We start from the raw sequence: 24,833 nt of genomic DNA on the forward strand, positions 1-24,833 counted from the left end.
ACGGGGGAACGATTGTGGAATTATTGGACGAAATCATGCTGCTCCACAAAGGCGGGAAGCTTGAAACAACATTAAAAAATCCGATCCGGACAAAAGAAGACTTGTCCAAGGTATATACACCGGGTGTTGCGGAGGTCTGTCAGGCGATCGCTCAGGATCAGGCGCAGGCCTATGAACTAACAACGAAGAAAAACACCGTAGCCGTGGTATCCGATGGAACTGCAGTACTGGGTCTGGGAGATATCGGCCCGAGAGCCGCCATGCCGGTGATGGAAGGCAAAGCTGCGCTGTTCAAACAGTTCGCCAATGTCGACGCTGTGCCCATCTGCCTCGACACGAAGGGTACGGAAGAGATTATTGCGATTGTAAAAGCACTCGCCCCTACATTCGGAGGCATTAATCTCGAGGATATTTCCTCTCCGCGGTGTTTTGAGATTGAGAAAAGGCTCCGGAAGGAGCTGGACATTCCGGTATTCCATGATGACCAGCACGGGACGGCCATCGTTGTGCTTGCCGGGCTGCTGAACGCCCTGAAGGTATGCGGCAAAAACATCAAGGATGTTAAAATCGTGGTCAACGGTATCGGTGCAGCAGGCATCTCCGTTTCCAAAATGCTGCTCCATGCAGGGGCTGTGAACCTGATCGGTGTGGATCGGGAAGGTGCCCTCAACCGGCAGGTTGCCTACAGCCGGACACACTGGAACGAATATGCCCGGATGACGAATCCCTGCCTGGAAACGGGCCAGCTGTCGGATGTGATCAAGGGTGCCGATGTATTTATCGGGGTTTCCGCTCCGGATGTGCTGAAGCTGGAGGATGTGCTGAACATGGCCAAGGACCCCATCGTGTTCGCCATGGCGAATCCGACACCGGAAATCGATCCTGCCATCGCTGCGCCTCATGTAAGAGTCATGGCGACAGGCCGTTCAGATTACCCGAATCAGATTAACAATGTGCTGTGCTTTCCCGGTATTTTCAGAGGGGCGCTGGATTGTGAAGCCACCGACATCAACGATGAAATGAAGCTGGCAGCAGCGCAAGCAATTTCCTCGGTCATTGATGCTGCGGATCTTCATGAGACGTATATCATTCCGGATGCCTTTGATCCGCGCGTGGTGGAACGAATCCGCGTTGCCGTTGCCGAAGCGGCGTTCAATAGCGGTGCTGCCCGTAAAAAGCTGCTGATCGGGGCGAATACATAACAGGGTATCAGTCGCTGGACGGGCGAGTGTCAATCCGGCAGATTGCAAGAATAAAGAGCTAAAACGGGTACCGTCCTTTTAGCAATTACTTACCGGTTTCTTCGCAGGTGCTAGTTGGAAAAAGGGAACTTATTTTTCCGGAAATTAAGAAATCCTGAGGGTTAAGTGGAAAAAGTAAACCTAATCACCCATGGCCTGGCGGCCACCGTCGGTCATGAAAATCAGGTGAAGTCAGAGTATATATTTGGTAAAATCGTGCTGTGGATCAGAGGTCGATTCAATATTGGTGAAACATCCCGTAACCTAATCTGACCAACTGCAACGACGAGGATCGCCGAGTGTTGCCACGAGCACGTGTATAAAATTTCACCTCTTTAGGTTGCATGATCCACGCATACTTTTAGCTTGGAGGTAGGGAATATGGATGCCATTCGTGAACGCTGTGCCGGGTTGGATATTCATCAGGAGACGGTGGTGGTTTGTCTACTGAGTGGCCCCCTGGAGAAGAAACCCAAGTCCGTGATCGAGACGTTTGGAACCACGACCCGCGAGCTTTTGAGATTACAGGAGTGGCTGGAGCAGCAGGGATGTACCGAGATTGCCATGGAAAGTACAGGGGTCTTTTGGAAACCCGTGTGGAACATTCTAGAAAGCACCTGTACGATCACGCTGGCCAACCCGCAACGCATCCGCAATATGCCCGGGAAGAAGACCGACGTCAAGGATGCCGAGTGGATCGCCAAGCTCCACCGCTGCGGCTTGATTGAGGGAAGCTTTGTCCCGGACGAGCCCATCCGCGATTTGCGTGACCTTACCCGGTATCTGCGCAAGCTTAAGCAAAACGCGACGCAAGAAAAGAACCGGATTCACAAAATTCTACAAGATGCCAACATTAAACTGACCACGTATGTCTCCGATCTTTTTGGCGTTTCCGGTCGTGCGCTACTGGACTCGATTGTGAATGGCGAAGTGCTGGAGGTGCATGAGGTCCGCAAGCTGGTGCATACCCGGCTGAAGATGAAGGTGCCTTCACTGGTCGAAGCGATGAACGGCCGACTACGTCTGCATCACCGGAAGATGATCCGGCGTCATTGGGATCATTTGCAGTATCTGGAGAGTGAAATGCAGACGTTGGAAGCTGAAATTGAGGAACTGGTGCAACCATACAGGAAGGAAATTGAACTGCTGGATACCATTCCAGGCGTGAGCACGGATGCCGCGGCGAGCATCGTGGCGGAACTGGGTACCGACGTGTCTCCTTTTCCAAGTGAAGCTCATCTGGCCTCTTGGGTCGGGGTGTGTCCAGCCAACCATGAGAGCGCCGGTAAAAAAAAAGTAAAAAGAACCAACGCGGGAACCGAGGTCTGAAAGCCGTACTCGTCCAGTGCGCTTGGGCAGCGAGCAAGTCCAAGAATAATCGGCTTTCCGCTATGTACAGTCGGATCGTGAAACGGGCAGGAAAACAGAAAGCCATCGTCGCTTTAGCCCATGCGATGATCCGAATCATGTATGTGATGCTTCGGGATAAAGTCCCCTATACCGAGCTGGGGACGGAATATCTGAACACCCCAGAGCAGACCGCAAATTACCTGATTAAAAAACTTCAAAAGCTAGGCTACCAAGTGGAACTGACACCTATTACATGATACCCACTTTTTAAAAAAATGAAGTTCCGATATAGGGGATCTTTAAAGCAAAATTTACTTTCGAGCTGTGAAGCGACAAAGTTATTTTCGTATAAATCGGGCTATATTTCTGGTCCAAAGGCAAAATGAGCTGAATTAGTGTCCCTTTTTCCACTTAGAACTGTCGAGGACAGGATACTCCAGCAAATTAGTTAACCTTATTCCACTTAAAGTGTTGCCGTAGGATTCACAGGGAGCCGTTCTCCAGGGAACCCTAGAACAAAAAACGGCTGTGCGTCCCGTGGAGGACGGCACAGCCGTTTTTTTTCAAAATATAAGAATTTATATGTTTCACGTTATAAATTATCCTTCTATTTCTCGTTGAAACGGGTACCTGAAAGCGATACTTTGTATCGCTGCTTCGGAAGCATAGGCTCCTAATAAGGACGGCGTAGCCGTTTCTACTTGCTTACCGAACAGCTTCCGCCAGTGCCGTGAAGATGACGCCGAGCGCGTAGGCTCCGGCATCCGGGTAGCCGATGCTGCGTTCGCCGACGGCTCCCGCCCGGCCCATCCGGGCGACGATGCCCTCCGTGCTTTTGGCACCTTGAACGGCGGCTTGGGCGGCCTTGGTGAATGCCGTATGCAGCGTGTCTTTCTGCGCTGCACTGCTCTGCCACGCTTCGGCGCAGGGAACGAGGGCGTCAATCAGCGTCTTGTCGCCGACAACGGCTCCCCGGCCGAAGGAACGCTCGCCGGTATCTTGAATCCCTTTGACGGCGGCGGACAGCATGTCAGCGACTTCCTGAATGAATAGGGAAGTCTTATTTCCTGCGGATTTGCCTGCTGCCCGGAACGCGGAGCCCCAGATCGGGCCCGATGCGCCGCCGCAGTGCTCCATAATAATCAGCGAGCAGGCCTGCAGGAAGCTGCCGGTGTCCGTGGCGTGATTCTGAAGCAGATCATGCCACTCGCTCTTGAGCTGCTTGAAGCCTTTAGCCACACTCATGCCGAAATCCCCGTCTCCGGCATGGGCGTCCAGCTCGCAGAACGGCACCTCGTTCGTGATAATCACTTCACTCATCTGGTCAACGAGATAGATGATGTTGGCTGTCGACAGGCGTTCGTCCCGGATCACCGCATGGGCGGGGTCAGTTTCGTTGGTATAGCTAACCTCGCCGGACTCCGCCTGCCGTTCCAAAGGATCGGCATAAAGAATAGGTTCGAGAGGTCCTGTAATTCTCAGGGCCGGTGTATCACACGGGGCGGCCAGCCATTGGTTCAGCTCATCGTCAAGCTTCAGGAGAGTTACGGAGGCTCCGGCCATATCGATGCTGGTCATATAGTTGCCTACGAGCGTGCGGCGGACCGTTATGCCGCGTTCCGACAGCTCCCGCATAACAGCGTGGTTCAGAACGTACAATTCCTGCAGCGGCGTTGCCCCGAAGCCGTTGACGAGCACGGCCACCTCCTGGCCCGCTGCCCCGCCAAGCTGGAGACTGTTCAGCAGAGCGGATGTCATGCGTCCGGCAAGCTCGCCGGCACTGACCACCTTTTCTCTGCGGATACCCGGCTCCCCGTGGATGCCGACGCCATATTCCATTTCATCCTCCGCAAGCTGGAAGGTGGGGGTGCCTTTGGCCGGAACCGTACAGGAGGTAAAAGCAAAGCCGATGCTGCGCACCCGGTCGGCCGCATGCTGGGCTGCGCGTTTCACTTCTTCCAGGGACAGGCCGGCCTCTGCTGCGGCCCCGGCGACCTTGTGCACGAACAGGGTTCCGGCCACACCGCGTCTGCCGACAGTATACAGGCTGTCTTCTACCGCGATATCGTCCTCTACCTTCACGTAGTCGACGGCAATGCCGTCTTCCCGGGCAAGCTGCGCCGCGTTCTGGAAGTTCATCATATCGCCGCTGTAATTTTTGATGATCAGCAGGGCGCCCTTGCTGCCCGCAGTGCTGCGGAGGGCCTGGTATACCTGGATCTGGGAAGGGGAGGCGAAGACATCCCCGCACACCGCGGCATCCAGCATGCCCTGGCCCACAAAGCCTGCATGGGCGGGCTCATGTCCGCTGCCGCCGCCGCTGATCAGGGTGACCTTGTCCCCGTTGAGCGCTTTTTTGGCGATGATCTTGTATTTGCGGTCAAAAGCCAGCTCCGGATGGGCCATCACCATGCCGCTGCCCATTTCGCGGACTAAGGTTTCCGGCTGATTGATTATCTTTTTCATAGTGCGTTTACACCTTGCCTTTCTTGAAGGCATGACCCAACTGGTCGGCAACGGTAATCGCTGCGGCGACTGCTTCCGGTGTCACCGGGAACGGCATCGAGTGGATTGATTCCTCCGGAATGCAGGCTTTGCGGGCCACTTCCAGCAGCTCTTCCCTGGTGATCGAGTGGACGCCGATATCAGCCAGGCACACAGGAAGGCCTACGGAAGCGCAGAAAGCAAGCACTTCCTGGATTTCACGGCTGTCCGCATTCTCCAGCACCAGCTGGGCCAAGGTACTGAAGGCCACTTTCTCGCCATGGTAATAATGATGGCTGCCTTCCAGAACCGTCAGTCCGTTGTGGATGGCATGGGCTGCGGCAAGTCCGCTGCTCTCAAAACCGAGGCCGGACAGCAGGATGTTGGTTTCGATAATGTTTTCCAGTGCCGGGGTCACAACATTCTGATCGCAGGCCAGCTTGGCCTTGACGCCATCCTCTAGCAGGGTTTCGTAGCATACGCGGGCCAGCGCAAGCGCGGCCTTGGTTCCTTTGGCTTCTTGGCTCACGCCTTCGCGCACACCGCAGGGAAGCCCGGCATTGACATTGGAGAAGGATCGCGCAGTGGCCCGGGCTTCAAAATAGGTGGACAAAGCGTCCCCCATGCCGGACACCAGGAATCGGGTAGGGGCTTCAGCGATGATGGTTGTATCGATCATGACCACGGAGGGGCTTTGCTTGAAATAAGCATAGTCGTCAAAAGCGCCTTCCGGTGTATAGAGGACCGCAGAATGGCTGGTAGGAGCGTCCGTTGCCGCAATAGTGGGAACGATGATCAAGGCATCGCCTTCGGCTACGCATTTTGCCGTGTCGATGGCTTTGCCTCCCCCGAGGCCAATCGTACAGGCACAAGCATGTTCACGGGCCAAGGCCTGCAGCCTGGCCACTTCCTGGCGGGAGCATTCTCCCTGGAAATTTCCCGTAATCAGGGTAATACCGAACTTGCTGCTGGTGGCATCCAGCTTGGCCTTGACCCGCTGCACATCATCGGGGTGGGCAATCAGCAGGGCGGAGTCTCCGAAGGTCTTCACAAAATACCCCAGGTTAAGCAGCTCGTCTTCCCCCTGAATATATTTGGTCGGGCTGATGAACACTTTTCTCATGGCTTTTTCCTCCTAAAAGTTTTGTAAGCTTAACTTCCTGAATACACTTCGTACAAAACTCGCTTCGGAAGCATACGCTAAGTTTTGTGAGCCTATCCTCATTATAGACACGGGCTAAATTAGATGCATGGAAGGAAATTGACAGATTTAAGCGTTTTCAGATCGTAAATTTTTGTCATCCGCCAGAAAAATATAATTATCTTGTTCTCTTATGCCTGGTTTCGCTATAATTCAGTATAGAACAGGCATATTTGCCGGGGATGGAGACAAACGGCTATGATGTTATCCAAATATGATCTGAAGTCGATTATTGATCTTGAGAAATGGCAGGCTTTGCAGGATTCACTGTCCCTCGTCACACAAATGGCGATCATTACCGTCGATTACAAAGGAGTTCCGGTTACCCGGCACAGCCGCTGCCAAGCCTTCTGCCAGGCGGTACGCCAGGATGCCGAGCTGTCCTCCTACTGCCAGAAATGTGATGCGCGCGGCGGACTGGAGGCGGTCCGGCTGAATGAACCTTATGTGTATTTATGCCACTTCAGCATTCTGGATATAGCTATACCCATTACGGTGGACAATCAATATGTCGGAGCTGTGATGGCAGGGCAGGTCCGGCTTGCGGACAATGACGGATCACGGCTGGAGCAGATTGTAACCCGCCCGGCAACACCGGAGAGCGCCGGGACATTCGCAGCATTAAGGCAGGAGTATGAGCAGCTGCCCGTTATGCCGTATGCTCAAGTGGTCACCATCGCCGAAATGCTGTCCCATCTGTGCAATTATATCGTTGAAGAAGCAAGCCGGAAAAATGAAATTATGGATTTGTACCGGCAGGCCCTCGCTGCATCACCCGTAGATATACTGCCCCACAAAACGCTGGCAGATTCGTCCTGTCCTGCACCTCAAGCGGTGCAGCAAGAGCTGTCCGATTCCGCTTCACTCATAGAAAGCGGGAACAATGCAGCGGTCATTCCAGACCTATCCGTTGTCACCTGTACAAACCCAACGCTTCAGCCGGCCTTCGATTTTATCTACAGCAACAAGCATGAGAATTTCTCTCTTGAGGCGATGGCCCGGCTCTGTCACATCAGCCCCAGTTATTTCAGCCGGTTGTTCGTGCGGGAGAGCGGAGAGAACTTCTCGGCTTATGTCTCTCGGCTCAAAATCGGACAGGCCAAGCAGCTGCTGGAAACGACCGGGCTGTCGGTTAATGAGATCAGCGATCATCTGAGTTTTTGCGATGCCGGCTATTTTATCAAAATTTTCAAAAAATACGAACAGCGCACCCCTGCAGCCTACCGCTCATTTATCAAAGGTGAGCAGGGCTAAACATGCCGTCAGCGTAGCAGAGCTTGAAGAACATTTTGCATATAGCTTCCCTTAGTGGTGAACAGCTTGTGGTTGCAGGTATACAGCAGGTCCACGGTTTCGATGCTTGATATTATATAGATATCTATGTATAATGAAGCCATGCCTAACTATAATGCATTGTCGCTCATCAGCAAGATCCGCTCAGAGGCACACAAGATGATTGTGTCAGAGCTTGAGAAACGGGGCATCGGGGATATCGTCCCTTCGCATGGAGATGTGCTGGGTCTGCTGTTTCAGCAGGATGGCTTGTCTATTAAGGAGCTTGCGAACAAAGTTCACCTCACACAGCCTACAGTAACTGTTCTTGTTAACAAATTGGAACGGCTGGGCTATGTGGACAGAATAAAAAGAGGGGAGGATAGCAGAGTTACTTTTATTAAGCTTACGGATAAGAGCCTGGCGCTGAAGCCAGCCTTCCAGGAAATATCGGATAAGCTGAATGAAGCCATATATGGAGGCCTAAATCCCGGACAGCGGGAGGACCTTGAGTTTCTATTGGAACATATATATAGAAGATTCTAATTTTTTTTGCATAAATATATAGATATCTATCTAAAATAATTGTTATATAAAGTGAATATGAGAAGCTAACAAAAGGGAAAAGGGATGGAGGGGAAGTTTGGAACTGTAGGAGCGAAAGCGTCCGCCTTTGTCTGCGGATTTCCACCGCGAAGTGCGGTAATAATCAAGAAATCTGCAGACAACAGCGGCCGGAAGTCCAAACATTCTCCGTAGTCCCGACGAAGTCCCTAATGTAAATATCTTAAGTTCACTCTTTATATGCTGTTCAACCAAACAATATACTCGGAGGTAATCAAAATGAAACATCTAGTCGTGTATGCCCATCCCAATGCAGAGAGCTTTAATCATGCCATTATGGAGACAACTGTCCAGGCATTGAAGAAGAAGGGCCATGAAGTCGTTGTACGGGATTTGTACGCTCTTGATTTCCAGCCTGTGCTCAAGCCCGAGGATACTGCAGCAATGCGCAGCGGACAGACGCCCGCGGATATTGTTACAGAACAGAAATTTATTGCTGAAGCGGATGTCGTGACTTTTATTTACCCGATCTGGTGGACAGGGCTGCCAGCCATTCTCAAAGGTTACGTGGACCGGGTATTTTCTTACGGTTTCGCATATGCTTATGGGGAAACTGGGGTAGATAAGCTGCTTACAGGCAAAAAAGGATTTATTATCAATACACACGGCACACCAAAAGAGATCTATGATCAAATCGGAATGACCGCAGGGCTCAAAATTACATCGGATAGCGGGATTTTCGGCTTTACGGGCATTGAAATGGTGGAGCATTTGCTGTTTGGCAGCATCCCTTCAGCCGGACAGGCCGCTCTGGATGAAATTCTGGTCCAGGTTGAGGAAACCGTAACCTCGTTATTCTAACTACAGTCATGCAACAAATCCACTATTGTTATCCCAAATGAAGACTACGGATTTCAAGTTCAATCTATATTCTATGTAATAACCTTCCGGGAAAAAGGGGATATTACAGGTGTTATGTACATAACGCTTGTGGCGGTGAAGCCAACGGCTGACCCGCTTGTTCCTTTACAATCTTCCCGGTAGCCTATATAATCAATGTAATTGTATATGGATTTACCCGGAGGAGCCTGCCAACAGCGGGCTCTTTTTGTGTTTTTTTATGGGAATTTAAGGCAGATGATGACTGATTTGAAAGAGGGGGAGTGCGAAGCTGTGCTGCATGCTGCAATCTTAATACCATTTCTGCTGGCTGTTCTGATCCCGCTCGTCAAGCGTATTCCGCGTCTTCACGCTGGGTGGGCGGTGCTGCCTGCTCCTATGGCTCTTTTTGTGTATTTCCTGCTGCAGATCCGGTCCGTTCAATCCGGGGAAAATACTGTGGCCACGGTAGCGTGGATGCCTTCGCTGGGGATTGATATTACCCTGGTGCTGGATGGGCTGAGCCTGCTGTTCGCCCTGCTGATTACAGGGATGGGAGCTTTGGTAGTTTTATATTCGATTTATTATCTGGAAAAGCGGATGGAATCCATCCATAACTTCTACATGTATCTGCTTATGTTCATGGGAGCCATGCTGGGAGTCACGCTGTCTGACAACTTAATGGTGCTCTACGGGTTCTGGGAACTGACCAGTATTACGTCCTTCCTGCTGATTGCCTTCTGGCACCGCCGGGAGAGATCGCGCTACGGAGCGCTCAAGTCGATGCTGATCACCGTGTTTGGCGGACTGGCGATGTTTGCCGGGTTCAACCTGCTGTATGTGATGAGCGGAACCTACAGTATCAGGGAGATTACCCTGCAAGCCGGCGGGCTGTCCCTGGAACCGGTGTTCATTCCGGCTATGCTGCTGATTCTGCTGGGAGCGTTCACCAAATCCGCGCAATTTCCGTTTCACATCTGGCTTCCCGATGCCATGGAGGCACCGACTCCGGTCAGCGCCTATCTTCATTCAGCGACGATGGTCAAGGCGGGGCTGTATCTGGTGGCACGGCTGACGCCCGTTTTCGCCGGACAGTCCGAATGGTTCTGGCTGGTCTCCGTGTGCGGACTGGTCACACTGCTATATGGCTCGTTCAAAGCCATTAAGCAAACCGATCTGAAGGCGATGCTCGCCTTTTCTACAGTTAGCCAGCTGGGTTTGATCATGTGCCTGCTGGGACTGGGCTCGGCGGCGGCCTTCTTTTCAGGCACAGAAGAGTCTGTATTCTATGCTATGGCTACTGCGGCGGCTGTCTTTCATCTGATCAACCATGCGGTGTTCAAGGGAACCCTGTTTATGGTAGTTGGCATTGTAGACCACGAGACGAATACGAGGGATCTGCGCAAGCTGGGCGGATTAATGTCCCTGATGCCGGTTACCTTCTCCGTGGCGCTCATCGGCGCCTTGTCCATGGCCGGGCTTCCGCCGTTCAGCGGCTTCCTCAGCAAAGAGATGTTTTTTACCGCTGTGCTTGATATCCGGGAGCTGCATGTATGGAGTACACAGTTCTGGCTGCTGTTGTTTCCGGTTCTTGCCTGGATAGCAAGCGTATTTACCTTTGTATACAGCATGATCCTGGTCTTCCGGACGTTCACCGGCAAGCTGCAGCCGGAGAAGCTGGACAAAGTGCCGCATGAAGCGCCGCCGGGGCTATTATTTTCCCCAGTGCTGCTAGTTTCCCTGGCGGTGATCTTCGCCTTTTTCCCGGACCTCTTAAGCTCCTCCTTAATTGAGCCGGCAGTAGCTTCGATTCAATACGGGCTGCTGCCGCCGGAGGAAAACCTTCATGTTCCGATCCATTTCTGGCATGGCTGGACTCCGGAAATCTTCATGACCCTTGGGGTGATCGCTACCGGAACGCTTCTATACAGAGGCTATAACAAACTGCGGATACTGGACCGTAAGCAGAACGGGCAGGATTACCTTAACCGCATATATGATATGGGCATTCGCGCACTGGAAAGCGGATCAGCACGCTTCACCAACCTCTATATGACCGGCAGCAACCGGCATTATCTGCTGTACATTTTCGGGTTCTTCATCATTGCCCTGGGGAGTACGCTGCTTGGAGCGCAGGGGATAACCCTGGGCATGGCGGACTACGCTCCGGTATCGATATACGAAGCGGCTGTGGTTGCGGTCATGCTGGCAGCAGCCTTTGCCGTGCCTTTTGCCAAGTCGAGAGTAAATGCCATTCTGTTCACAGGTGCGGCCGGATACATGGTGACCCTGCTGTTTGTGATCTTCCGTGCGCCAGACCTTGCCTTGACGCAGATGATTGTGGAGACGGTGTCGGTGATTCTGTTCCTGCTGTGTTTCAGATATTTGCCGAAGCTGAAGCGGGAGAAGGAGAAAGAGAAAGCATCCTTTAAATGGACGAATCTCATTATAGCTGCGGGAGCCGGCCTGACGATGACACTGATTGCACTGGCGGCGATGGGCAGCAGCCCGTTTGCGCCGGTCGCGGATTTTTTCCTCAAAGAAAGCTATTCCCTGGCTGGCGGCAAAAATGTAGTAAATGTCATTCTGGTAGATTTCAGGGGCTTCGATACGCTGTTTGAAATCATGGTTCTCGGCATAGCGTCCCTTGGCATTTATGCTCTGGTTCATCTGAGAATCGAGCCAGGGACAGTCCGACCAGCGGCGAAGAATAAACCGGCTGCCTATCTGTTTCCGCTGCGCAGCAATGATGTGATTCTGCGGACGATGTCCAAAATGATTGTAGTGATCATCCTTACCTTCTCGCTGTATTTGTTTTTTGCCGGACATAATCATCCCGGTGGAGGTTTTATCGGCGCTTTGATGACATCTTCCGGACTGATTCTGATGGCGATTTCGCTGGGCATGGATACGGTCCGCAAATTTCTCCCGGTCAATTACCGCATCCTCACGGCTGTGGGGCTGCTGACCGCAATTCTGACAGCGGCAGGCTCTTTTGCTTTTGGCGCACCGTTTCTGAGCCATTCCTTCGGGCATTTTGATCTGCCGCTGCTTGGAGATACGGAGCTTGCGACAGCGGTTCTCTTCGATCTGGGAGTATATCTGGCAGTCATCGGCGTGACCATGAACATTATTTTTAGCATAGGAGGGGATGAGTGAAATGGAATGGATGATGGCACTGGCGGTTGGCATTTTATTTACGGTCGGCGTGTATCTGATTTTGTCCAAAACCCTGCTGCGGATTGTACTCGGTACTTCCCTGCTTACGCATGGCGTCCATCTGCTTCTCCTGACTATGGCCGGACTAAAAAAAGGGGCAGCTCCCGTATTAGGCGGCAAGGCGGATGCCTACGCAGACCCGCTGCCGCAGGCGCTGATTCTGACGTCCATCGTGATCAGCTTCGGGGTTACGGCGTTCTTCTTCGTGCTGGCCTACCGTGCGTACCAGGCTCACGGGACCGATGAAATGGATAACGTCCGGGAGGAGGAGCAATGAATAATCTCTTGGTCATGCCGGTTCTGATCCCCCTGTGTACGGCTGTTCTATTGATGTTTCTGAAAGAGCAGGTGCTGGTGCAGCGGTGGATAAGCACCCTGGGCGGAATTCTGAATCTTGTTGTGTCGGTTATGCTGGCCGCACGCATCCATCATGAGGGCATACAAACCTTGCACATGGGGGGCTGGGCTCCGCCTTATGGCATTGTGTTTGTAGGAGACATGTTTGCAGCACTGCTGGTATTGACGGCGTCGGTGGTGAGCCTGGGGATTCTGCTGTATTCCTTCACCAGCATCGGTGCGGAGCGGGAAAGATTCTATTACTATACTTTTTTTCATTTTCTGCTCGCAGGCGTATACGGTTCTTTTCTGACGGGTGACATCTTCAATCTGTTTGTATTCTTCGAAGTGATGCTGATCTCGTCCTACGCACTCCTATCCCTGGGCGGTACGAAGCGGCAGCTTCGGGAAACCACTAAATATCTGTTGATTAATATTGTGTCTTCAGCGCTTTTTGTAGCCGCAGTCGCTTACCTGTATGCAGCGGCGGGCACACTGAATATGGCTCATTTGTCCCAGCGCATTGCCGAGGCCGGGCAGGGCGGTGTCCTGAATGTGGTCGCTGTACTGTTCCTGATCGTCTTTGCGCTGAAGGCCGGGCTGTTCCTGTTCTTCTGGCTTCCCGGCTCTTACAGTGCGCCGCCAGCCGCAGTCCGGGCCTTATTCGGAGCGCTGCTGACCAAAGTGGGGATGTACGCCATTATCCGGACTTTTACACTTATCTTTGCCGGAGATCCTGATTTTACGAACGGCTGGATCGCCTGGATGGCGGCGGCTACAATGGTTCTGGGCGCACTGGGGGCCGTGGCTTATAGTGATATCCCCCGCATCCTCAACTACAACGTCATTGTCAGTATGGGTTTTGTGGCATTCGGATTGTCGGCGGGAACACCGGATGCATTGGATGGTGCGGTCTTTTATCTGCTGCACGATATGCTGGGCAAGGCCCTCATGTTCGTTCTCGGAGGGTTGATGATTGCCGCTGCCGGTACGGACCGGCTTGAGCGTATGGGGGGACTGATCCGGCGTTATCCGCTGCTGGGCTGGAGTTTTTTCGCGCTGGCACTGGCACTTGCCGGTATCCCTCCCTTCAGCGGCTTTCCCGGCAAAGTGCTGATCATCCGGGGAGGACTGGATGCAGGAATGCTGACATTATCCCTCATCGGGCTGGGTTCCAGCCTGCTCGTGCTGTACTCGCTGATCAAGGTGTTCAGACTGGCCTTCTGGGGCAATACGCCGGACACGGAACCGCCCAAGATTAATCTAAAAAGCGGGACGGCGGTGGCCGCCGGACTCCTCGTTCTGGTCATCCTGATGGGCCTTGGAACAGAGCGGGTGAATACCTATGTATCACAGGCAGGGGATGTGCTTGGTTCTCCCGGTCTGTATATCGAAGCTGTATTGAAGGAGTAGATGAAGATGGCTGTTCAAATCTTATTAAACCTGATGACTGCGTTTCTGTGGATGATGCTGAGCGGCGACGGGTCAGGCTCAGGCTTTGTAATCGGCTATCTGCTGGGCTGCGGAATTCTGCTGGTGCTGCGCAGGTTCCTCCCTGAACCTTTATATTTGAAACGGGTGTGGTCCATAGTGAAGCTGCTGGCGCTGTTTCTGCGGGAACTGGTCTGGTCCAGCTTTGCGGTCATCCGGCAAATCCTCAGTCCCAAACTGGCGGTCCGCCCGGGCATCTTCGCTTATGAAACTGCACTCCGGTCCGACTTTGAGGTCACCTTGCTCTCCTGCCTGATCTGTCTGACACCGGGGACACTAACGCTGGAAGTGTCGGGCAGCGGCCGGACCCTCTATATTCACGCTATGGATATTGAGGATGCCGGCCAGCTCTCCCGCCAGATCGAAGGAACCTTTGAAAAAGCAATAATGGAGGTGACCCGGCTATGATTCCGCTATTGCTTAATATTGCGCTGACGATCCTGGCACTGGCCATGCTGGCCTGCCTGTACAGGCTGATTCAAGGACCGACCCGTTCAGACCGGGTTGCTGCGCTGGATACGATCGGCATTCATCTGCTGGCCGTGATCGCGGTGCTGGGCATGCAGCAGAGGACAGAGGATTATTTTGATATGGTGCTTGTGATCGGAATTCTGACGTTTATCGGAACGGCGGCTTTAGCCAGGTATATTGAAAGAGACGCGGTTATGGAGCATGGAGGTGATAAGCTTGATCGGTGAGCTGCTAATTGCGATACTGGTATTGCTGGGCGCATTGATATGTGGGCTTAGCGCGTTTGGATTGGTCCGGCTCCCCGATGTTTATTTACGTTCCCATGCCGCCACCAAAAGTGCTACACTGGGTGTATTGTGTGTGCTGACAGGAGCCTTTCTGTTTTTTTACTTCTATATAGAAGTAGTCAGCATCAAGCTGCTAATCGCGATTGTATTCGTCTTCATCACTTCTCCGGTTGCAGGGCATCTGAACGGCCGGGCGGCTTACCGCTCGGGTGTGCCATTATGGAAGGGCAGTGTGCAGGATGATCTGAAGCCGGTGCTCGAAAAGAATAAGACGAAGCAGGATGACTCGCAGTAAAAATAATAGTAAACTAAAGAATATTGTCTTTTTCGCTGAATTCTGTAAAAGAAGCGGGGGAACCACCGCGTGTGCAGTTTTGCAACTGCCATGCCAAGGGGTGAATCTCGAACATTCGAGTAGGGCTACTCTTCAGGCCCGAATCCGTCAGCTAACCCCGTAAGCGTAGAAGAGAGGAGACGAATGGATTGCCGCAAATTCTGCTAAATGGAACTACTATCTACTACGAAACCTATGGTACAGGAGTGCCGGTTGTTTTTATTCATGATCACCTGACCTCGCATCATCTGTTTGAGCCGCAAATTGAGTATTTTCGTGACCGTGTTCAAGTGATTGTTATGGATCTGAGAGGGAACGGGTTGTCCGGAAAAATGGATGTCGAGGTTCACCGCATTCTGGATACCCAGTGTGAGGATTTGAAGGAGCTGCTCCGCCGTCTGGGGCTGCTGAGTGTGATTCTCGTCGCAAGCTCCGGAGGGGGTGTGCTGGCCCAGAAATTCGCTGTGCAGAACCCGGAGCTGGTGCGTGCGCTGGTGCTGGTGGACAACTGTTCGAGCGGACATGATTCCACGATAAATAATCGGATATGGGGAATTGTTGAGAGATGCTCATGGATGTCGTATTATTTGCCGCCTGAGCTGCTTTTGCGCTCCCTGAGAATCGCCTATAACAAATGGCTGCCCGCTTATCATATCCTCCGGAATGAGCTGCTGCATAAACGGCCAACCGAAGGGATCAAACAGCGGATTGCCCTGCGCCAGATTGACATTCTTGCCTATGCGGCCAAGCTGCAGGTTCCTGTGCTGTGTGTAACGGGAAGCCAGAATGAGTGGAGACTGGCGCAGGCGAGCAAGAACGCCTCCATGCTGCCATCGGCGCAGCTCGTGGTGCTGGATGATGCCATGTACCCCAGCCATCTGTGCCAGCCGCAGCATTTTAACCGCCTGCTGTTAAATTTCCTGATCGACCAGCATGCCATTCATCAGCGGGCTGACGGGCTGGAGGGCGGCGGATGACTCAGCTCCTTACCGCTGTCCAGCCATGCATAGGCCAACCGCAAAAAAACGGCAGTCCGGAACATCATGTGATGTTTTTGGGCTTCCGTTTTTTTGGTGCGCATATATAATTAGCAGTGTGTTTTTATTTCTGCAAATAGGTTGATAACCTATGTACTTTGTGATTTAATGCAGTAGGGGATTGATAACACGAGCGGGGCAGTCCATCATTTTTTTTGAAAGGAAATGAATTGTTTCATGAAGAAATCATTGAATAGCATTTTAAACCGGCCGATTCTATTATTCACCTTCGTGCTGCTGCTCAAAAGCGCCGTGGCCTGGTTTGTCGTGTTCAGCGACGGTCCGAACTGGAGTATGGTCTTCACCGAAATTCCCTTTTTCATCATTGTGTTCAGTCTGATTGAATGGCTGTCCTCCAAACGGAAGATTCTGTACTACATGATTGCGAATTTGTTCATCACGGTGATTTATTTTGCCGTCCTGATGTATTACAAATATTATGGTGTGATTGCGACCTATCATGCACTGCAGCAAGCGGATAAGGTTACTAAGGTCGGAGAGAGCACCTATTCCCTGATTACGCCGTATTATCTGTTTATTTTTGTGGATATCGTCTTTTTCCTGTTCTTTATGTTCCGGCCCAAATATATTGCCAAATGGAAGGAGAGAGGCACATACCGCATCAGCCGCCCAGTCCTGCTTACCGTGGCCGCCGTTTCGCTCGCGCTGTGCTTCTTCAATATCTGGCCTAACCATGCGAGCATGAACGAGATCAAAAAAGCGGAGAGCATGGGGATTCTGAACTATGAAGTCTACACGCTGTTTGCAGACAGCACGGAGAAGGAAGAGCTTATAGACAGCAAGGAGATTACCCAACAGGCCGTGGATACGGTTAAAGGGGTTCAACCCCCGCAGCAGCCGCAGTACGCCGGGGCCGACAAGGGCAAAAACCTGATTATCGTGCAGATGGAATCGTTCCAGAACTTTCTGATCGGACTGACCATTGACGGGCAGGAGATCACGCCGAACATCAACAAGCTGGCGCACAGCAATACGTACTTCAATAATTTTTACACCAATGCGGGCCAGGGGACGACCTCGGATGCCGAGTTCGTGGTGAACTCCTCATTTTATGTGCCCAAGAATGAACCGGCAACGTCATCGCCTTATATGAACAAATCCGTGCCCAGCCTGCCGAAGCTGCTGAGTGCGAACGGTTATTTTACAGCTACTTTTCACACCAACAGTGTGGAATTCTGGAACCGCAAGGCCCTGTACCAGGCGATAGGCTTTGACAAGTATTATGACCAGAGCTTCTATGGCGATGATGATCATATCGCATTCGGATCTTCGGATGAGGTGCTGTTCGCCAAAACGGTACCGGAGCTGGCCGCACTTGACGCCAAGGATCAGCCGTTCTATGCGATGGTCATTTCCATGAGCGCCCACCATCCGTTCCGCATCCCCGGGGAGAAGTTCAAGATGAAGCTGCCGGAGCGCTTAGAAGGTACGCTGCTGGGGGATTATATTCAAGCCCAGAATTATGCCGACTATGCGATGGGGCAGTTTCTGGAGGACCTGAAGACCAGTGGACTGTGGGATGACAGCCTGATTGTGTTTTACGGAGATCATCAAGGTGTGCCGATGTACACCCTGGGTGAGGATGAGAAGGCTCTGCTGCAAGAAATGATCGGACATGAGTACGGTTATACGGATATGTTCAATATTCCGTTCATCGTCCACTCGCCGGGCGGCTCTCTGCCTGCGGTTGTGGACCGGACGGGCGGACAGATTGATATTCTGCCGACAGTATCCAATTTGCTGGGCGTGCCGCTGCAGAATCAGCTGCATTTCGGGGAGGATCTGCTCAACTCGGCATCGAACCTGATCCCGTTCAGACATTTCCTGCCTACAGGCTCCTTTGTGAATAATACGAGCATTTATCTGACGGGGAATGATTACGCGGATGGAAGCAACTATAGTCTAAGCGATAATTCGGTCGTCCAGGGCGGCTCTACAGAAGCGCAGTTCGAAGCTGCGGAGCGGCTGCTGAACATGTCGAACAGCTATCTGCTGCAATTGCCGGACCGGCCGGACCAGCAGTAATCCCGAAACAGTAAGTATGGGGCTTGCCCTGTGCTTACTTTTTTTTGTGCGGAAATTAATTTTTCTCAGTCCTCCAGCTGCCCGTTGATTTCTTCAAAATAGTGATAGACCCCGTTCAACAGCTCAATCAGCGCTCTGCTGCGCTCCTTGCCGAGATAGTCAATCATCCCCTTGAACGTATCACGGATTCTGGCAATAGCAGCATCGGCCAAACGTACGCCTTTGTCTGTCAGAGCAATCCCGCTGACCCGCTTATCCTGGGCATCGCTGGTGCGGACCACATAGCCCTGTGCCAGCAGGCTGTTCACCATTTGGGTGATGGTGGGGGAGGTGACCTTGTGCATTTTGCTGATGTCGGAGACGGTAAGCACCGGCTTCCCGGATTTCTCGGTCCCTAATCTGATCGTGATCAGCACGCGTATTTCACTGGGCTTTAGCAGCGATGGATTGTTCTTCTGCCAGTTGATCTTGGAGAATTGCTGAAAGGCTTCCATCAGCTCGTCGATTTTGTCATATCTGTCTTCGTTCATCTGTACACCTCATGGACTTGTTTCCTCTAATTATAGGGCATGTGCTGAAATAAAATAAAGCTTACTCTGCGGGATTATGAAGAAGCGATACCTGGTATTTGTTCAGAAAAGAGATCCACTCGTCCGAGGGCTTCCCGTCGGTAACGATATAATCAATCTCGTCAAAGCTAAACAGCCTGACAAAAGCAATCCGGTCAAACTTGGAATGGTCGGCCAGAAGGACGGCTTTGCTCGCCTGCTGCCGCATAAGAATCTTAAGCTCGCTTTCGGCTTCATTGGAATCGCTTAGTCCCCCCGTCATCGAGAGGGCTTTGCAGCTGAACAGCGCCGCGTCCACGTTATACCGCTGAATGGTATGGGAAGCGCTCGGCCCGACAAAAGAGTTGGTCTCCGCTCCCAGCACACCGCCGGTGGAAATCAGCTTGTGCCCGGAATGCTGAAACTCGGACAGGACAACCAGTGAATTGGTAATGATCGTCAGGTTTTTTTTGGCTTCGGTAATTTTCTTCAGCGCCTCGAAGGCGGTAGAGCTGGTATCTGTCATCAGGCTGTCACCGTCATTGATCAGGTCCAGGACACTTTCGGCAATGGCCCGTTTGGCTTCGATATTCACCGCATGTCTGTGAGAGTAGGAAGGGTCCTCGTTGGTGTGGACATTCAGGATGGCCCCGCCATAGCTTTTTTTCGCAATGCCCTCTTTGTCCAGCTTCTCCAGATCTCTGCGGATCGTTTCTTCGGAAACATCGAAATCCTGGGCCAGGTCAGCGACATGGACTTTTTTGTGGCGGTACAGCTTATTGATAATGAGTTCACGGCGTTCGAACGCTCTCACGAAGACGGCCTCCTGCATAGTTGATTTTTTTCTCTATTTTACTATAAAGCGAAGAATAAATAAAAGGGAATTCCACAGAACAATCCACATTCAGATTTCGAAAACCACAAAAATACACAATAAAATGTGGTTTTATGTTGACATCACATGATTATGATTTTATGATAGGAGGAGATGCAAGCGCTTAATATTGTTCTTATTATTCTTAGGAGGTTATAAGGCATGACAACTCATTATCCCAAAATCGGCATCCGCCCAACGATTGACGGGAGACGCCGGGGCGTACGCGAATCACTGGAAGTCCAGACGATGGGCATGGCGGAGCGGGTCGCTGCTTTTCTGCAGGACAATCTGCGTTACCCTGATGGTTCATCTGTAGCATGTGTGATTACTGATTCTACGATCGGCGGTGTGAAGGAAGCTTCGGCTGCACAGGCCAAATTTTCAAGTGCCAATGTAGGCGTATCCATTACCGTGACACCTTGCTGGTGTTATGGCTCGGAAACGATGGATATGGATGCCTCCATCCCGCATGCGGTATGGGGGTTCAATGGTACGGAACGGCCCGGTGCGGTCTATCTTGCCGCTGTCTTGTCGGCGTACGCCCAGAAGGGCATTCCGGCTTTTGGGATCTATGGGGAGGATGTGCAGGATTCCGGCAGCGAGGAAATCCCGTCTGATGTGCAGACCAAGCTGCTGCGGTTCGCCAAGTCGGCACTTGCCGTTGCCCTGATGAAGGGGAACTCCTATTTGTCCATGGGTTCGGTATCTATGGGGATTGCCGGTTCCATTGTGAATGACCAGTTCTTTCAGGAATACCTGGGCATGCGCAATGAATATATCGATATGTCCGAGTTCGTCCGCCGTTTCGAGGAAGGGATTTACGATCAGGAGGAATTTGCCCGCGCACTGAAATGGACGAAGGAGAATTGTCGGATTGGACCCGACAATAACCCGGCGCACCTGCAGGTCAGCAGCGAAGAGAAGGCAGTCCAGCTGGAAACCTGCGTGAAGATGGCGCTCATCGGCCGCGACCTGATGATCGGCAATCCGGTGCTGGCTGAGCTGGGGTTTGCTGAAGAAGCGCAGGGCCACAACGCGCTCGCTGCCGGTTTCCAGGGGCAGCGCCAATGGACGGATCACTTCCCGAACGGTGACTTCATGGAGACGATCCTGAATTCCTCCTTCGACTGGAACGGTAAGCGCGCGCCTTATATTCTGGCTACGGAGAATGACAGCCTGAACGGGGTGACTATGCTGTTCAATTACTTGCTGACGAATACGGCGCAGATATTTGCCGATGTCCGCACCTACTGGAGCCCGGCCGCAGTGAAGCGGGTCACCGGATATGAACTGCAGGGCGAGGCGGCGGGCGGCCTGCTCCATCTGATCAATTCAGGCTCCGCCGCGCTGGACGGCGCAGGTGAACAGACCAGGGACGGTAAGCCGGTGATCAAGCCGTTCTGGGAGATCACAGATGAAGAGGTGGAAGCCACCCTGAAGGCAACGCAGTTCCGTGCGGCATCGCAGGAATATTTCCGCGGCGGCGGCTTCTCTACCGATTATCTGACCAAAGGCGGCATGCCTGTAACGATGGCGCGCCTTAATCTGGTCAAGGGGCTGGGACCTGTTCTGCAGCTGGCGGAAGGTTATACTGTGGAGCTTCCTGAGGAGGTACACCGCACGCTGGATGAACGGACCGATCCTACCTGGCCGACAACCTGGTTCGCGCCTGTTCTGACCGGTTCCGGTTCGTTCAGCTCGGTATACGATGTGATGAACAATTGGGGGGCCAATCATGGAGCAATCAGCTATGGGCATATCGGTGCGGACCTGATCACACTGGCATCCATGCTGCGCATCCCGGTGAGTATGCACAATGTGGAGGAAGCACGGATCTTCAGACCGCGCGTCTGGTCGCTGTTCGGAACGGAGAGCCTCGAAGCTGCCGACTACCGGGCCTGCCGGAATTTCGGACCTCTATATTAATATCCGGGGGCGGGCAGGTGAATGAGATGAGCAAGCTGAAGAAGCTGCTGGCTGTTGACCTTGGGGCAAGCTCGGGGAGAGTAATTCTCGGCACCTATGACGGAAGCAGGATTGTTACAGAGGAGCTGCACCGGTTTGCCAATACCCCGGTGGAGGCTGGGGGCCATTTGTACTGGAACGTTCCGGAGCTGCTTAAGGAGATTAAGCAGGGAATTCTGCTGGCGGTGCAGGCTGGCAATGAAATTGCTAGTCTAAGTGTGGATACCTGGGGAGTAGATTATGGCTTTGTGGATCATGCGGGGAAGCTGCTGAATGCCCCGCATCATTACCGCGACCAGCGGGTGGGCAAATACCGCGCCCGGCTGGAGGAGCTGCTGCCGCCGGAGGAGCAGTTCCGTCTGACCGGCAATCAGCCGGACCCGATCAATACGGTCTATCAGTTGTTCGCCGATTTGCAGGAGAACCCCTTGCTTCAGGAGCAGGTTGACCACATTCTCATGATGCCGGATTTGTTCCTGTACCTGCTGTCTGGAGCCTCTTCTGCGGAGCGGACGATACTGAGCACAAGCGGGCTGCTGGACGCCGTTACGGGTGAACCTTCTTCCGAAGTATTCGGCAGACTTGGCATCCCAACCAGGCTGATTCCGCCCCGTGTTGAAGCGGGAACCGCTATCGGCACGCTGCGGCCCGAGCTCTGTGCCAAGCTCGGATGCGGGCCCATCCGCGTGATTGCCGGCGCTTCCCATGATACGGCTTCAGCCGTAGCTTCGATTCCTTACGCGGACAAGGACGGCGCGGCGTTTATCAGCTGCGGCACCTGGTCATTGGTCGGGATGGAAACGAAGGCGCCGGTCATTACCGCGTTAAGCTATGAATATGGCTTCACGAATGAAGGCTGCAGCGGCAGCGGCAACCGGCTGCTCAAGAACATTACCGGCCTGTGGCTGCTGCAGGAAACGCGGCGGGTCTGGGCTGAAGCCGGTGAAGTCCTCAGCTTCAGCGAGATGACTGCGCTTGCCGGGAAGGAGGGGGCGGCACAGTCTTTTATTGAGCCTAATGATCCGCTCTTCAGCACGCCCGGCGATATGCCGGGACGGATCGCGGAATACTGCCGGAGCAGCGGCCAACGGGTGCCGGAAACCAAAGGAGCCATCCTCCGCACGATTCTGGATAGCCTCGCCAAGTCCTACGCGTCCACGCTTAAGGAGCTGGAGGAAATTACGGGCAGCCGGATCCGCAAGGTTCATATGGTCGGAGGGGGCATACAGAACAAGCTCCTCTGCCAGCTGACGGCGGATGCGTCCGGAAGAGAGATTATCGCCGGTCCCGTTGAAGCCAGTGCGCTGGGGAATCTGCTGGTACAGCTGGCTGCGCTGGGGGAACTGGATTTCAGCCGCGCCGCTGAAGTCGTTGGCGCATCCGAGACCCTGACGGTGTACCGGCCGAATAAATGAGAATTGAGGAGAGTAAACCATGGATGAGCTGGAAAAGAAACTGCGTCTGCAAATTTGTGATATCGGCAAAAATCTGTTCAATAAGGATTTTATTGCCGCAAATGACGGCAACATCTCTGCCCGTTTGAGCGAAACTGAGGTACTGGCTACCCCGACCGGGGTCAGCAAAGGCTACCTGGAGCCGCATATGCTGGTCAAGGTCAACCTTCAGGGAGAGATTCTGGAGGCCCAGGAAGGCTATAGGCCTTCAACCGAGGTCAAAATGCATCTGCGGATATACCGCGAGCTTCCCGAGATGAACGGGGTGGTCCATGCGCATCCGCCATTTGGTACTGCTTTTGCCATTAAGGGGGAAGCGCTCGATAAAATGATGATGCCGGAATCCGTAATTGCCATGGGCGAGATCCCGCTGGCTAAATACGGCACGCCTTCCACAGAGGAGGTTCCCGACTCCATCATGCCGTTCCTGGGCAAGAAAACAGCCGTACTGCTGGAAAGCCATGGGGCTTTGACCTGGGGGAAGGATGTAATGGGAGCTTATATGAATATGGAACGGCTGGAATACACCGCCAAGCTGACCTTTTTGACCCGCATGATCCACGGGGAGCGGGAGCTGCCGCCGAACCGGATTGAAGAGCTGGTGGCGCTGCGGTCCTTCTACGGAATGTAAAGGAGAGAGCGGCAGATGCTGAACAAAATCCCCAAGCTGCTCGCACCCGAACTGGTGAAGGCCATGATGGAAATGGGCCACGGCGACGAACTTGTGCTTGCAGATGCCAACTTCCCCGGGCATGCGCTGCATTCCAGAGTCATCCGCTGCGACGGCACCGGTATTCCAGAGCTGCTGGACGCGATTCTGGAGCTGTTCCCGCTGGATCATTATGCGGACTATCAGGCAGCCTTGATGAGTGTCGTACCGGGAGATTCCACAGTCCCCGTGGTCTGGGACACCTATAAGGAAATCATTTCGGGACATGACAAGGAAGCGGTAATCTCTCATGAAGAACGTTTTGCCTTCTATACCCGCGCCCGAAGTGCCTATGCCATTGTGGTGACCGGGGAGGAAGCGCTGTACGGCAATATCATCCTGAAAAAAGGTGTTATAAAGAGCGTTTGAGAAAAAGGTGCTGCCATTGGCGCTTCACCCGTAAGATTAAACCTGCCCCTGACGGATTCTCCAAGTGAGAATGCACCGGGGGCAGGTTTTTTTGAAAGAATTTATATGTTTTGGGGAAAGCGTTTATTGTATAGGAAACCTCCGCAAGTGGATAAAATTATGCTTAAAGTTGTAGAATAAATAAATTTGTTACGAGCAACGGCAGAAATGCCGTTGTTGGGGGCGGCGAAGGCCGAGTTCTGAGTGGGGAGTCGGTCTAAATATCCTAATTCCAACTAGCAATTACTTACCGGTTTCTTCGCAGGTGCTAGTTGGAAAAAGGGAACTTATTTTTCCGGAAATTAAAAAATCCTGAGATTTAAGTGGAAAAAGTAAACTTAATTGGACTACTTTTCTTGAATAATGGCGAAATGAGCTGAATTAGTGTCCCTTTTTCCACTTAGACCTGCCCGAGGATAGGGTATTCCGGCAAATTAGTTAACCTTTTTCCACTTAAAAGGTTGCCGTAGGATTCGTTGGGTCATTAGATGAGTTCATATAAAGGACAGATCATTTTGATCAAGTTCTTTTTTATTGTTGCGCACCTAGCCAAGCTAGGCACAATTAACCGTTGAAAGTCCTGTCGAGGTAAGAGCCAAGTCGCCTCGTAGCTTTTCGTAAGGAGCAACCCTATAAGCCCGAAAGGTGAACTACGCCCAA

The 24,833-nt window shown here is 52.6% G+C and carries 22 protein-coding genes and 1 riboswitch; of the genes, 18 read left to right on the forward strand and 4 right to left on the reverse strand.

Going from position 1 to position 24,833, the window contains the following annotated elements; translation table 11 throughout:
* Positions 1-35 precede the first annotated feature (35 nt).
* The 3 genes from PRIO_RS13195 to PRIO_RS36740 all read left to right on the forward strand — a co-directional run bounded on the left by PRIO_RS13195 (position 36) and on the right by PRIO_RS36740 (position 2,848).
* Positions 36-1,202 (forward strand): NAD(P)-dependent malic enzyme, encoded by a 1,167-nt coding sequence (locus PRIO_RS13195; protein ID WP_407944494.1) that lies wholly within the window; start codon positions 36-38, stop codon positions 1,200-1,202.
* Between the two features lie 420 nt (positions 1,203-1,622).
* A complete protein-coding gene (locus PRIO_RS13200; RefSeq protein ID WP_046501296.1) occupies positions 1,623-2,570 on the forward strand; it encodes an IS110 family RNA-guided transposase in 948 nt (315 codons plus the stop codon).
* Positions 2,571-2,632: 62 nt separating this feature from the next.
* A complete protein-coding gene (locus PRIO_RS36740; protein WP_052741404.1) occupies positions 2,633-2,848 on the forward strand; it encodes a hypothetical protein in 216 nt (71 codons plus the stop codon).
* Positions 2,849-3,296: 448 nt separating this feature from the next.
* On the opposite strand, the gene dhaK is transcribed toward PRIO_RS36740, so the two are convergent.
* Together dhaK and PRIO_RS13215 are read right to left on the reverse strand one after the other, a co-directional pair.
* Positions 3,297-5,057 carry a dihydroxyacetone kinase subunit DhaK gene (dhaK, locus tag PRIO_RS13210; protein WP_020432597.1) on the reverse strand — a complete coding sequence of 587 codons (1,761 nt, stop codon included), beginning with the start codon at positions 5,055-5,057 and terminating at the stop codon, positions 3,297-3,299.
* A 7-nt stretch (positions 5,058-5,064) separates the two neighbouring features.
* Positions 5,065-6,198, reverse strand: coding sequence for a glycerol dehydrogenase (locus tag PRIO_RS13215; protein WP_020432598.1), 1,134 nt, complete (start codon positions 6,196-6,198; stop codon positions 5,065-5,067).
* A 276-nt stretch (positions 6,199-6,474) separates the two neighbouring features.
* Here PRIO_RS13215 and PRIO_RS13220 point away from each other — a divergent pair, with 276 nt between their 5' ends.
* The 11 genes from PRIO_RS13220 to PRIO_RS13270 all read left to right on the forward strand — a co-directional run bounded on the left by PRIO_RS13220 (position 6,475) and on the right by PRIO_RS13270 (position 18,212).
* Positions 6,475-7,530 carry an AraC family transcriptional regulator gene (locus tag PRIO_RS13220; protein WP_020432601.1) on the forward strand — a complete coding sequence of 352 codons (1,056 nt, stop codon included), beginning with the start codon at positions 6,475-6,477 and terminating at the stop codon, positions 7,528-7,530.
* A 141-nt stretch (positions 7,531-7,671) separates the two neighbouring features.
* A complete protein-coding gene (locus PRIO_RS13225) occupies positions 7,672-8,094 on the forward strand; it encodes a MarR family winged helix-turn-helix transcriptional regulator (RefSeq protein WP_039790779.1) in 423 nt (140 codons plus the stop codon).
* A 297-nt stretch (positions 8,095-8,391) separates the two neighbouring features.
* The gene (locus PRIO_RS13230) at positions 8,392-8,973 is read left to right on the forward strand and encodes an NAD(P)H-dependent oxidoreductase (RefSeq protein ID WP_020432607.1); all 582 of its coding nucleotides are present in this window, start codon (positions 8,392-8,394) and stop codon (positions 8,971-8,973) included.
* A gap of 276 nt (positions 8,974-9,249) precedes the next feature.
* The gene (locus PRIO_RS13235) at positions 9,250-12,150 is read left to right on the forward strand and encodes a Na+/H+ antiporter subunit A (protein ID WP_231869883.1); all 2,901 of its coding nucleotides are present in this window, start codon (positions 9,250-9,252) and stop codon (positions 12,148-12,150) included.
* A gap of 1 nt (position 12,151) precedes the next feature.
* Positions 12,152-12,487 (forward strand): Na(+)/H(+) antiporter subunit C, encoded by a 336-nt coding sequence (locus tag PRIO_RS13240; protein WP_020432611.1) that lies wholly within the window; start codon positions 12,152-12,154, stop codon positions 12,485-12,487.
* Positions 12,484-13,959, forward strand: a complete 1,476-nt coding sequence (locus PRIO_RS13245) for a Na+/H+ antiporter subunit D (RefSeq protein WP_020432612.1) — start codon at positions 12,484-12,486, stop codon at positions 13,957-13,959. The genes PRIO_RS13240 and PRIO_RS13245 overlap by 4 nt, the downstream gene beginning before the upstream one ends.
* A 6-nt stretch (positions 13,960-13,965) precedes the next feature.
* Positions 13,966-14,445, forward strand: a complete 480-nt coding sequence (locus PRIO_RS13250) for a Na+/H+ antiporter subunit E (protein WP_020432613.1) — start codon at positions 13,966-13,968, stop codon at positions 14,443-14,445.
* On the forward strand, positions 14,442-14,735 hold the full coding sequence (locus PRIO_RS13255) for a Na(+)/H(+) antiporter subunit F1 (protein ID WP_020432615.1): 294 nt from the start codon (positions 14,442-14,444) through the stop codon (positions 14,733-14,735). The genes PRIO_RS13250 and PRIO_RS13255 overlap by 4 nt, the downstream gene beginning before the upstream one ends.
* Positions 14,719-15,090 carry a monovalent cation/H(+) antiporter subunit G gene (gene mnhG / locus PRIO_RS13260; RefSeq protein WP_231869947.1) on the forward strand — a complete coding sequence of 124 codons (372 nt, stop codon included), beginning with the start codon at positions 14,719-14,721 and terminating at the stop codon, positions 15,088-15,090. Before PRIO_RS13255 ends, mnhG begins: the two co-directional genes overlap by 17 nt.
* A 23-nt stretch (positions 15,091-15,113) precedes the next feature.
* A riboswitch (cyclic di-AMP (ydaO/yuaA leader) is annotated at positions 15,114-15,271 on the forward strand.
* Between the two features lie 7 nt (positions 15,272-15,278).
* The gene (locus tag PRIO_RS13265) at positions 15,279-16,106 is read left to right on the forward strand and encodes an alpha/beta fold hydrolase (protein WP_020432619.1); all 828 of its coding nucleotides are present in this window, start codon (positions 15,279-15,281) and stop codon (positions 16,104-16,106) included.
* 237 nt (positions 16,107-16,343) lie between these two features.
* Complete coding sequence (locus PRIO_RS13270) at positions 16,344-18,212, forward strand: LTA synthase family protein (RefSeq protein WP_020432623.1); 1,869 nt, start codon at positions 16,344-16,346, stop codon at positions 18,210-18,212.
* Between the two features lie 65 nt (positions 18,213-18,277).
* Here the strand turns inward: PRIO_RS13270 and PRIO_RS13275 are convergent, their stop codons facing one another.
* Together PRIO_RS13275 and PRIO_RS13280 are read right to left on the reverse strand one after the other, a co-directional pair.
* Complete coding sequence (locus PRIO_RS13275) at positions 18,278-18,742, reverse strand: MarR family winged helix-turn-helix transcriptional regulator (protein WP_020432624.1); 465 nt, start codon at positions 18,740-18,742, stop codon at positions 18,278-18,280.
* A gap of 61 nt (positions 18,743-18,803) precedes the next feature.
* Positions 18,804-19,574 carry a DeoR/GlpR family DNA-binding transcription regulator gene (locus PRIO_RS13280; protein ID WP_039839497.1) on the reverse strand — a complete coding sequence of 257 codons (771 nt, stop codon included), beginning with the start codon at positions 19,572-19,574 and terminating at the stop codon, positions 18,804-18,806.
* A gap of 222 nt (positions 19,575-19,796) precedes the next feature.
* On the opposite strand from PRIO_RS13280, the gene PRIO_RS13285 reads away from it, so the two are divergent.
* From PRIO_RS13285 to fucU, 4 genes are read left to right on the forward strand one after another with little or no spacing between them, the layout of a single operon-like run.
* On the forward strand, positions 19,797-21,563 hold the full coding sequence (locus PRIO_RS13285) for an L-fucose isomerase (protein WP_046502877.1): 1,767 nt from the start codon (positions 19,797-19,799) through the stop codon (positions 21,561-21,563).
* A gap of 26 nt (positions 21,564-21,589) precedes the next feature.
* Entirely contained in the window at positions 21,590-23,017 is a 1,428-nt protein-coding gene (locus tag PRIO_RS13290) for a rhamnulokinase (protein ID WP_046502880.1), read from the forward strand.
* A 19-nt stretch (positions 23,018-23,036) separates the two neighbouring features.
* On the forward strand, positions 23,037-23,687 hold the full coding sequence (locus PRIO_RS13295; RefSeq protein ID WP_039839486.1) for a class II aldolase/adducin family protein: 651 nt from the start codon (positions 23,037-23,039) through the stop codon (positions 23,685-23,687).
* A 15-nt stretch (positions 23,688-23,702) separates the two neighbouring features.
* On the forward strand, positions 23,703-24,134 hold the full coding sequence (gene fucU, locus PRIO_RS13300) for an L-fucose mutarotase (protein WP_020427498.1): 432 nt from the start codon (positions 23,703-23,705) through the stop codon (positions 24,132-24,134).
* Positions 24,135-24,833 lie beyond the last annotated feature (699 nt).

Origin of the sequence: Paenibacillus riograndensis SBR5, from assembly GCF_000981585.1 — a bacterium.
Classification (GTDB): domain Bacteria; phylum Bacillota; class Bacilli; order Paenibacillales; family Paenibacillaceae; genus Paenibacillus_AQ; species Paenibacillus_AQ riograndensis.